This window comes from Rhodococcus sp. IEGM 1354 (genome assembly GCF_030056855.1).
Lineage (GTDB): Bacteria > Actinomycetota > Actinomycetes > Mycobacteriales > Mycobacteriaceae > Rhodococcoides.
In genome coordinates this window covers 434950-445729 of the sequence record NZ_JASHKT010000006.1, presented here as the reverse complement: position 1 = coordinate 445729, position 10780 = coordinate 434950, and the positions used below count along the sequence as shown (strand labels likewise).

Annotated in this window: 6 protein-coding genes; 1 reads left to right on the top strand and 5 read right to left on the bottom strand. The window is 65.2% G+C overall.

What is annotated here, in order from left to right; translation table 11 throughout:
• Window positions 1-537: 537 nt before the first annotated feature.
• The 5 genes from QM588_RS16380 to QM588_RS16360 form a co-directional block, all read right to left on the bottom strand.
• Complete coding sequence (locus QM588_RS16380) at window positions 538-1947, bottom strand: plasmid pRiA4b ORF-3 family protein (RefSeq protein WP_283314796.1); 1410 nt, start codon at window positions 1945-1947, stop codon at window positions 538-540.
• Window positions 1948-2166: 219 nt separating this feature from the next.
• Entirely contained in the window at window positions 2167-2715 is a 549-nt protein-coding gene (locus tag QM588_RS16375) for an LpqN/LpqT family lipoprotein (protein WP_283314794.1), read from the bottom strand.
• A 169-nt stretch (window positions 2716-2884) separates the two neighbouring features.
• A complete protein-coding gene (locus tag QM588_RS16370) occupies window positions 2885-3724 on the bottom strand; it encodes an HAD family hydrolase (protein ID WP_283314792.1) in 840 nt (279 codons plus the stop codon).
• A gap of 28 nt (window positions 3725-3752) precedes the next feature.
• A complete protein-coding gene (locus QM588_RS16365) occupies window positions 3753-4970 on the bottom strand; it encodes a metallophosphoesterase (RefSeq protein ID WP_283314791.1) in 1218 nt (405 codons plus the stop codon).
• Window positions 4971-5071: 101 nt separating this feature from the next.
• A complete protein-coding gene (locus QM588_RS16360; RefSeq protein WP_283314790.1) occupies window positions 5072-9961 on the bottom strand; it encodes an AAA domain-containing protein in 4890 nt (1629 codons plus the stop codon).
• 216 nt (window positions 9962-10177) lie between these two features.
• Here QM588_RS16360 and QM588_RS16355 point away from each other — a divergent pair, with 216 nt between their 5' ends.
• Window positions 10178-10780, top strand: coding sequence for a dihydrofolate reductase family protein (locus QM588_RS16355; protein WP_283314788.1), 603 nt, complete (start codon window positions 10178-10180; stop codon window positions 10778-10780).

Here is a 10780-nt window from a genome sequence, read left to right as displayed (position 1 = left end):
TTAAGCACGCCGCCAGCGTTCGTCCTGAGCCAGGATCAAACTCTCCGTAAAAGACTCTCGATCAACAGTCGAAACTGCAAATCAGTCATAAACATAAAGAGTCAAATCACTAGCAAATAAACTCAACTAGCATTTTTGAAGCAACACTCGACAACAACCACCACAAGCGGATGGTTGAGACATCGAATGCTTTCACCAAATAAAATTCGGCACTGACATTCATCGACACACTGTTGAGTTCTCAAAGAACACGCACACACTCGAACCCCACGAACACACAGTCCGTAAGCCTCCAGGGCAACTGTTCCAGCCTATCCCAGCTTGGTCTCGGACACAAGGCCCGACTCTTGGGGGATAAAACCTCGCCGAGCCACACGTCCAACCTCGTTCACCCAGTCCGTGAAGACCGGGTCGGTGTCCGTCGCTCTGACTCGACAAAAGTTACGCCACCAACCACACCAACGCAAATCGGCAGGTCAGGGCGCTGCAGACGCGTCGAGCCGGCCGAGACGGCACCGAACACGTCGGGATCGGCGGTCAACTGGACAAGGCGTCGCGTGCAAATCGGCGGGACCAACTCGGTGAGTCCGATACGCCTTCTCGAAAAAAGAAGCTCGGCCCATGTGCACCGATGAGGTCGAGAAAGCTCATGGTCGTCTGAGCAGCGAACTTGGCGTCGAACACACCGGAATCTTCACTGGCCCAGCCTAATTCGGAGACCGTCTCGATCAGCATCTCGTTACGGTGGGCCGCTGAGGCCGATGCGGCCAGAGAGATCAAGAACAGCGTCGCGGCATCGGTCTCGTATGTCTCCTTCCCCAGTGGAAGCCGCGAGGCAGCATGTCGCCACATGCCGATCGGGTCGTGGGCCAGTGACTCGCCGAGCTTCGTGCGCAACAGTCGCCCCTTGGCGATGCGGGTCAACCCGAGGTGTCGGGCTGCCTCGCGCAAGTCGGTGACCTGATGATGGTCGATCTCGCGGCTGCTCGACCCCACCCACCCCAGACCCCAATCGAGCTCGTCGCGGATCGCAGCCACGAACGCGGGCTTGAGGTAGCCGGCGTCGGTGAGGACAGCCCCGCCGTCGCCGACCTTTCCGAGGAACCAGGTGAGCTTCGCCATGGCGATCTCGGCAACCGGCAGGTCCACCGAACTTTCGACGGTGAGCTCGCACCGGGGCAGCAATGCCATCAGTGCCGGCACCTGGGTGGGTCGTACTCGGTCGAACAGACGCCCGATGGCCGGTGCGGCCGCCACAGCTTCGGCCAGCGTCGACCTGCCGACATCCGCGGACTGCAGCACTCGGTTGACCGCCTCGACCTCGAATCGGGCCGGGTCGAACGTCGGACCCCACTGGGAGACAAGAGCAGAGTGTTCGGGGTCGGACGAATCAGCGGCGATATCCAGCGCTTGGGCGTAGCGCGACGGGCCGCCCGAGGACTCGGGAGGACACGCGCGGGCACCGTCGAGACAGATCGAACGAAGGTCGTCGATATCGGAGTCCTCGTGTTCGAGCTCGACCGTGTGAGTCCACCCGTCACCGAAATCGTATTCGTACGTCATGACGGATCCCGGGTGCGTCAACACCTCGTCGACGCGTACCCGCTCCTCGCTGGAGGCGTCGTCGTCCGGTTCGTCGTCGAGAATCTCCTGCATCTCGAACCGTCGGGTTGCCCCTGCGGTTCTGACGCTGAATGCGTGCAGGTGTCGGTCTTCCCAGCCCACGGCGATCTGCAGCACCGAATGCAACTCGGACAACAACAGATCCGATCGCACTCGCACTCGTCGCCAGATCGACGGCCGCGTGTGATCGATACTCACCCTCAGCACCAGATTCGCCAGTCCACGCGCGGCACCCTCCGTCGCGCTGTGTTCGGCCGGCTCGTCGGCTTCGGGGATATCCGGCACCACCGAGAGGTGCCGAACGCGGCCGGTTCTGATCGACATGCGAACGACCCTAGCCGGATCGGTGCGGCATACCCAGGTGTCGCTGCCCGGCACACTCGGACGCCGTCTGCAGCCATAGAGCGGACAGGCATCACCTACCCTCGTGCGGACCGGACTCCGCGCGCCCTGGAATGCTGCGGCTCGGTCGCCGGGGCGTCCGCCCGACTGCATCTTTCCCAGCCCGACAGCACGGGGCCGCCATAGAAAGCCCGAGTGCCTCTACGCCGCGGGAAGCGTCAGTCCGTCGTTGATCGCGGAGACGTCGAATGCGAGCGCATCCAGCTGGGATTCGAGCGTCGTCACGGTCAACTGGACCAAGTACTGGGTTCCCTCGCCGACCACTACGTAGCGCGTCGTCACCGCAGCCTCGAGCCCTTGGGCGACGTAAGTGCCTCGAATGAACCGTGACGGCCAACCGGCCCACGACGCCGTGCTCGTCTCCTGCTCGACCCACCCGGGCATCGCACGCCCGTCGCCGAAACCCAACGCCATCAATGCTTCCGGATCGATGGAGTGAGAAAGCTTCCCGACCAGCAATACAGCATTCGGCGCAAAACCATTCTCGACCAGGTTCGGCTCGACGGTCACTTGGGTCGCACCGGGAAACTGTGCCGGATCGAGCGTCTGCCACCCCGCGGGAACCGGCACCGTGATGCCGAGATCGGCCGCGGCAGCGCCGTCCAGCGGCAACACCTGGAGCGCATGAGCGTCGAGATATTCGGCGATCGTGGTGGGTTCGGACGGTGGGGTCGTGCGAGAGTCGTTCACTGCAGGCCCTTCGTGGTGGTCGATTCGGCACGACCGAGGCTACCGGCGTCCACCGAACCTTCCCCGACGACTCCGTCCAGCAGCGCACTGTTGTTCCTGGACAACGCCACCCGTGATGTCGGACCAGGCGGGTCGAGGGTCGGTCGACCGAGGACAGTATCGCGAACGATTACCGCTGCACCCGGCGCTCGGTGAGTTCTTCGAGATAGCGGGCAACCGCATCGTCGTCGTGCGAATGCAGAACGCGATCGGCCACAGCGCGCACCGGCTCCGCCGCATTCGACGGACACAGCGCGGTACCGGCCCACGCCAGCATGGGAAGGTCGTTGCGCGCATCTCCCACCGCCGCTACATCGTCCTGGGCTACGCCCCACTGTTCGCACAATTCCGCAAGAGCAGTGGCCTTGGATACCCCGGCGGCGGACATCTCGATATACGGTGCGCCGGAGTGCGTCAGCTCCACACCGACGAGACCTGCCTCGGCCACCAACGCGTACAACTCCTCGCTCGGCGTATCACGATGCCGTGCAACAATTTTGACTGTCGGCTCGATGTCGGCCGACAGACCGTACTCCGACAGCTCCATCTCGTGCGGGTGGCGGTGATGGTCGGCGAAGACGCACAGCTCGGCGTATCGCGCCTCGGCGACGAAACGGGTGGGACCCACGGTCGCGAACGCCACGCCGGGAACCAGAGACCGAACGGCGGAGGTGACAGCCGCGACCGTCTTCGTCGGCACCGACCTGGTCGCGACGATCACCGGGCTGCCATCGGCAAGATCCAGCACCACCGCACCGTTCGCTCCCACTGCCGTACCGGTGAACCCGCACGACGCCGCGAGCTCGGCGATGGAGTGCCGCGCCCGCGCCGTAGCCCACACCACTCGAATGCCTGCAGCTTCGGCCGCTGCCATCGCAGCTGCCGTCCTCACCGACACCGTTCGGTCCGAACGAAGTAGTGTGCCGTCGAGATCGGTTGCGACTACCTGGATCTCTCCCGTGTGCCTCACCCGTCCGATACTGCCAGGTGCCGACGCGTCAGCCTGCCACCAACGTCAGGACCGAGATCTCACTCGGTGCGAACACTCGGAACGGCGGTCCCCAGAATCCCGACCCCCGGCTGGTGTACAGCTGCGTTCGCGCACCGTGCTTGCTCAGTCCGTGCACCACCGGCTGGTCCAGGCGAACCAACGCCGCGAACGGCCAGATCTGACCGCCGTGGGTGTGGCCGGACACCTGCAGATCGACGCCCGCACGTACGGCGTCGCCGATCTGTTTGGGTTGGTGGGCCAACAGCAACACCGGGATCGACGGATCGGCCCCGGCCAACGCACCAGCCAGATCGGCACCGTGCCCGGGGGCACCGGACCCTGCTGCCGTGGCGTCGTCCACACCGGCGATGACCAAGGCATCGTCACCCCGATGCAGCACGACATGACGATTGTGCAGCGCGTTCCACCCGATGCTCTGCATGTGGTCCAACCACTCCTGCGCCTCACCGAAATACTCGTGATTGCCGGTGACGTAAACACGGGCGGCGGACGCGCGCATCGATTCCAGCGGCGCAGCCTGTTGCCTGCGCGTCGACACGGAACCGTCGGCAATGTCGCCGACGTGCGCGAGCACGTCCGGTTCGAGCGCGTTGACGGCATCGGTCAGGCGCCTCGACCACACGGTCCGGTTCACCGGACCGAAGTGGGTGTCGGTGACCAGGACGACTCGCAGGCCGTCGAATCGGGCACCGAGCCGGGCAATGCTGACGCGCGTGTGCCGAACGCGCGGAGTGCGCATGGCCTCGTAATGGCCCCAGAGCGCCAGGCCGACGATCACTGTCACCGTCGCCGCCGCCGTGATTCGCGACCGCAATGGATCGTCGACACCGGCCGCCCACAGCCCGAGCCTGAGTACCAGTGAGAGCGCCGACCACACGAACGCGATCCAGGCGAGACCCAACAGGACGTCGCCGAGACGCGCCCAGGCGTCCTTCCTGCCCCCCTCGATGCCCGGCCGGTGACCGAGATACATCGCGGTGGGCAAGGCGAGCGCGGCAGCGATCACCAGCGCCGCGCCGAGCAGCCGAGCCGCCGGCGGCCACTGCGCGCCCGCGAACACCACGGTCCACATGGGCAGCCCGAACAGCACCGCACACACGGCAACGATCGTGACCGGCAAAATGATTCGCCGACGAAGTGTCCGTGCGGGCCGCGCCGGCGCAGCCCTGTCGTCGTGCCGCCCCTGCGTCTGTCGATCTGCCATCGGCGGAGACCCTCTTTGCTCGAACGTGCGCGAATACCGCGAACCAGACTACGACGGTAACGAGCTACACGCTGACGCGCCGCGACTGCTGCGGACTACACCTACGGGCTGCTGCGCGTGGTGTATCCCCGCAGTCCGTTGAGCGGCAGTTGGTGCTCGGCGACCACCTCGTCGACCGAACTCTCGGACTCCTCGACGCCCCCACTCGATTCGACACCGTCCACCGCACCCCGCACTACTCGGGAGCTGTCGACCGAATCGGATGCACCCGGTCCGTCCGACTCCGCAGCTGCGGCAAGCTCTTTCGGTGCTGTCGGGGGTGTGGACGCGCGCGGGGCTCCGGTCGCGTCGACCGTGCTCGAACCGTTTGCAGCACCGGTTCCGTTGGTCGACCCCGCCCGTCTGGATGGGCCGGTTCCGTTCGTGATGTCGGTGTCGGCGGTGTTGCCGGTAGGTATGTCGAGGCGAGGCATCGTCCACATAGACAGCACAGATCCGGATTCGTCGAACTGCGAGGACTCGAGCGGTACCGGAGTCCAGGTCTCCTCGGACGTCGACTCGCCTTCCGCGACAACGGCACCGGGCTTGATTCCCAACCGCGCGAGGGTTGTCCACAAGCTGTCGAGAGCACCGTCACGATCGAGGTGGTACTCCGATTCCCGCACCCGCCAGAACGTCCACCCGCATCGCTTGAGTTCTTGCTCGCGTTGTAGATCCGCCGATCGTTGCGCGGGGGTGGTCGAGAACGAGTCGACGTCACATTCGACGGCGAGGCGAGAGGACTCCCCCGTGACGACGAGCGCGATACGCCGATTGTTCACTTCGACACCCGGATTGACGTGGAATCCACGCTCGACGAGGTCGTTGAACAACTGCTGCTCCAGCAGCGTCTCGAACGGGGCTTTCCTGATCTCGCGCGGGACGTTCTGGGGCATCGGATCGGCGGGAGCAGGTGAGACCGACGTGACGTAGCCGAGCAGAGAGTTACGCAAGTCTGCACGTTTGAGGCGGTCGACGGTGACCGAATGGAACAGCCACAACTGATCCTGCGCCCGCGACGCGGCCACGTTGAACCGACGCTTGTACTGGTTCGAGGTCAAGGTGGCGAAGTTCTGATCCGGTGCCACCACCATCGACAGGAACACGACGTTGCGCTCGTCACCCTGAAAGTCCGGTGGCGTGCCCACTCGCAAGCGGCGTTGTTCCCACTGCTCGATGCCGATACGTTTGATCAGCTCGTTGCGAATCTCGTCGACCTGCGACTGCCCCTGCAGCACAACGACTCCGAAGGTCAGGTCGTCGTACGCGGCATCGGCGAGGCACTCGGATATCTGCTCGGCGATGGCAATGGCCTCGGTACGGTTGACGAGCGAGGCGTTCTTTCCGGTGACCGTCGCCCCGCGAACGTACGTGTGCCGAAGCGGCGGCAGGCGATCGGCACCGAACTGCCGCACCGGCACGAGTGGCGAGTCTCCGTAGAACTGCTGACTCGACCAATTGATGATCTCCGGCATCGAACGGAAGTGCTCTCGTAGTCGCACCACCTGACCGAACCGGGTGCGCAGCATCGAGAACAGACTCGACCGCGGTGTCAGCGTCGCCCGCACGTGCTCCGGTAGGTCCGGAAGATATACGTCGAGGCGGTCGAACACGTCCTCGAGGGTGCCTGCCTGAGGGACATCGGCCGGCGCGCACTGCCTGTCGTCTCCCACCACGATCACCCGAGGCGCGAGGTACAGCAGAAAAAGGCTCGTGATGTCGGCCTGGCTGGCCTCGTCGACGATGACGACGTCGAAGCTTCCCGGCACCGGCGGAATCGACGCGAGCACCTGGGAGAGCGGCATGACCCAGGCGGGCACCGCACTCTGTGCCTCTCGCATCGCCGATCGTGCTGCGCTGCGGTAGGTTTCGGCGTACTTGCCGGCACCCGACCCGATACTGGAAATGTGCTCGCGGTAGGTCTGCAGTGCGCGAACCTCGGCGGCCGTCATCCGCTGCAGGCTGTTGAGCCAGGCACTCGCGGCAGCGAGACGAGTGGTGAGATAGGCGATGTCGACATCCGCGGCGGCCAACTCCGCTTCCAGTTGTTGCTCGAGACCCCCGTGGTGCTGCTCACCGACCCATTCGCGCGCGCGACGCCACGCCCACGCCTTGGACAGCTGCCAACTGAGCTCGTCCCATTCCGGGTCTGCCGCGGTGTCCTTGACCAAGTCGAACAGGGCCGGCGCGACTGCCGTCAGTGTGGCCGACATCGACTCGAGCAGCAGCTGATTCTCCTGCTCCGCGCAGGCCTGAGCGTAGGCGGAGACCGCGCCTGCCAATTCCGCAGGATCGGCAGCACCGAGGGCCGTCACCAGATTCAGACCTTCGGGCGACGGTCCGGCGTCGATACGAGTGGCCACCGCGAACTGCAGAGCATCGAGCTCGGCGCGGGCGATGTCGATGTCGACACGCGCAGCGATGGCCGCAGCGGCTCCGGCTATCTCCTGAGCTTCGGCGAGGCTTCGAATCCACGGCGCAGCAGGCGATACCGTGTAGAGCCGGTGCACCAGTGCGTCACGAGCGGCAACGACTGCCGCTACGGAACGGAGTCGATCGGCGATCTGCGCAACGGCGTTGACGCGAATCGCTCGCGGGCCGTCGAGCGGGACGACGATCGCCAGGTCGGCCAGCAACACCGCCGCCGTCTGCACGGTGTCGAGAGCCCGAATGTGTTCCGCGACAAGTCGAGCAGCCATCGCACTCGTCGCCGGTTGCCCGTCGACGGTGGCGACGATGCCGAGAGCTTCGACGGCCTTCTGCTCCTCACTACGCCGAAATCGCGGCTTCCATTCGATTCCCGATTCCAGCGCAGCTGCGAGCGCGTCCATCGCCTGCAGAGCCGCAGCAGACGTGGACGAGCACTGCACGTCGTGCGCGCCGATGTACCGGTCGGACGCTGCGGCAGTGGCAACGAGGTCGTCGATTCCGCTGACCCGCGACCACAGGTGAGACGCTTCGCCGGACAGCACCGAGTCGGTCACCCGCGCATACGTGGCATCGAGTTCTGCGACCACTCGCACGCGAGCCGCCAATTCCTCGCAGAGAGAACTGATGTCGGACGAGACGGCGGGTTCGACGCCGCCCAGCAACGTGATCAGGTCGGCAGCCAGGGGTGAGACGGCGTCTATCGGCATATGCACACGCCGGCACAGCGCTGCGAGTTCGGCCGAATTCGGCAGCATCGTTTCAGGACGCGGCAGCACCTGGCGCGATCGTTGCTCGCGGGCTCCGTCGGAGGTCGCAATCAGCGCTCGGAGTTGGTCGACCTGGGCACCGTCGAACGGAGGCCGGTCGGCGAGCAACGGCCCGGGCAGCCACTCGTGGGCACCTTCGGCTGCTTTGACCTTGCGTACGATCGACGCCACCGTGCCGTCGTAACCATCCGAAACATATTCGTGCACAACGGTTTCGGATTCACGAAGGGCGCTGACACGGTTCAGTAGTTCCGTCCGGCGAGTGAGAGCCGCCGCGCGGCGGGTGGTGAGCGCGTCGATCTTCCGCAGCTCACCGGCTTCGTCGAACGAGGTCTTGCGCTCGGCGATCTTGGCGACGCTGCGATTCAACTCGTCCGAACCACCACGGGAGAGGTCGGTGATCGAGACGCAGAGCTCCTGCAACTCGGGCGGCAGCTTGTCGCGCAGGACTCGCAAAGCTTGTGACTTTTCACTAGTGACCAGAACCCGCTGACCTCGCGCCAGCAGCCCTGACATCAGGTTCGCGATGGTGTGGGTCTTCCCCGTCCCGGGCGGCCCTTCGACCACGACACCGCTGTCGCGTCCGAGTCGTTCGATGATCTGCGACTGCTCGGCGTTGGCCGGCAGCGGAAACAGAGGGTCCTCGGCCAGCGCTGCCGACGCGCCGGCTCCGGTCCGTTCGAGCCAGGCCATCCGATCGGCCGGCTCGATCGCGTCGACCAGTTGCGCGAGGCCCAGCGGAACCGGTGAGTCGGGGGCGTCGAGATCGGCGATCATCTGCTCGTAATACTCGACCAGCGCGAACGAGTCGCGGGTTCGGAGCACGAGTGCGGGCGAGACCGTCAGCGTTCGATCGTCGTCGATGTACGCGAGAGCTCCCGGGGGCCCGAGGCGATCGAGCACCTCGATCTCGTGACGGGGAACTCGCGTCGCCCATTCACGCAAGAATTCTTCGACGCCCTCGCCGAGGGGCGAGTCGACGTTGCCGTGCAGCTTCTCGGCGAGAGCCACCGAGCCGGAGGTGTCGAAGTCCTTCGATCCAGTGAGCAGCTGGCCGTCCTCGAGACGCGGGGCACTACCGGCGACCAGTCGAACCAACAGGTCGCCGGTTCGCACATCACGTTCGATTCCGGCCGACTGGGCGAGGAGGTGAGTACGCACGCTGCGCTGGGGGTCGGGGTTGCTCGACGTCAGCAGACCCGACGCCACCACCAGTTCGATCGACTCGGGTCGCGAGGCGAGCTCTTGCATCATCAGCTGCAGTGCTTGATACAGCGCGGCCTTGGGCCGCCGGTCTCGATCCTCCTGAGCCCACTGCTTCCAGGACTCCGAGTACTTCTCGAAGGCCTTCTTGATCTCGTAGGCCTTGCGGATGTCGAAATCCGCGTCGGACTCCTGCGCCTCGCCGCGACGACGCGATGCCGCCGTCGACGCGTCGGCGAGCTCGATCTCCCGATAGCGACTGTCACCGACGACCTGTGGATCGAGCCAACCCGTCAGAAGAGCCGGTGGCTCGGGCGGGTCGTCGACGGCAATGCGCGGTGCCCGAAGCACGACTCCGCCCTGGCCGGCCTTGGGGTCGAGACGAACGGGAATCTCGCCCGAGTACAGCCACTCGACCTGGACGTGATCGTCGAACCTCAGGACCGGATTCGACCGCGCCTCGACTATCTCGCGCAGGAAGCGCAACAGGCGCGCAACCCTGCTCTTGAGCTCGTCGTCGTATTCACGACCGGTAGCCGCTGCAGCCGTCACAGTTTCCCCACAAATGCTCGAATGGCCGTCCCGCCAGGGGACAGTGCTTACGCACCCGCGTCACAGTAGCCGTTGAAAAGCAGTTGTTCACCGGGGTCCGAGCACACAGAATGCGTTCTAGTGCTCGGTCACAAAGACCGACTTCGGTCCCTGGAACATCAACAGAAAACGCGGCCCGTCCGGACTGGTACCGGTCGCCGATCACAGGAGCGTCGCATGCGCAAACTGGTCTACTACATCGCCGTCACACTCGACGGATACATTGCCGCGCCCGACGGCACCTACGACTGCTTCGCAACCGAGGGTGACCACCTCGAGGCCATCGTGACCGAGCTGCCCGAGACGCTGCCGGTGCACGTCCGCGCCGCGCTCGGCATCGATGCCCCGCCGGCGCGGTTCGACACCGTGGTGATGGGCCGGGCGACCCTGCAACCTGCGCTCGACATCGGCATCACCAGCCCGTACCCGCATCTGCGGCAGTACGTGCTCTCTCGTACGTTGCCCGACGCGACGGACGCCACCGAGCCGATCGTCGGTCGGAACCCGATCGACCTGGTTCGAGAACTCAAAGCCGAGGACAGCGACGCCGACGTGTGGCTGTGCGGCGGCGGCCACCTCGCGGGGCAGCTCATAGACGAGATCGACGAGCTGTTTCTCAAGGTCTACCCCGTCGTGCTCGGCCGGGGCATCGGTCTGTTCGCGCCCGAAACCGGACCCGAGCCGCCGACCGCACGAAGGTTCGAGCATCTGCACTCACGCCAGTTCGACAGCGGCGTGCGGTTCACCCGGCTGGTTCGCCCCGACGGCGATGAGCGATGA

Coding starts and splice junctions, on each gene's coding strand:
- QM588_RS16355 (WP_283314788.1), top strand. CDS start 10,178: ATGCGCAAACTGGTCTACTACATCGCCGTCACACTCGACGGATACATT.
- QM588_RS16380 (WP_283314796.1), bottom strand. CDS start 1,947: ATGTCGATCAGAACCGGCCGCGTTCGGCACCTCTCGGTGGTGCCGGAT.
- QM588_RS16365 (WP_283314791.1), bottom strand. CDS start 4,970: ATGGCAGATCGACAGACGCAGGGGCGGCACGACGACAGGGCTGCGCCG.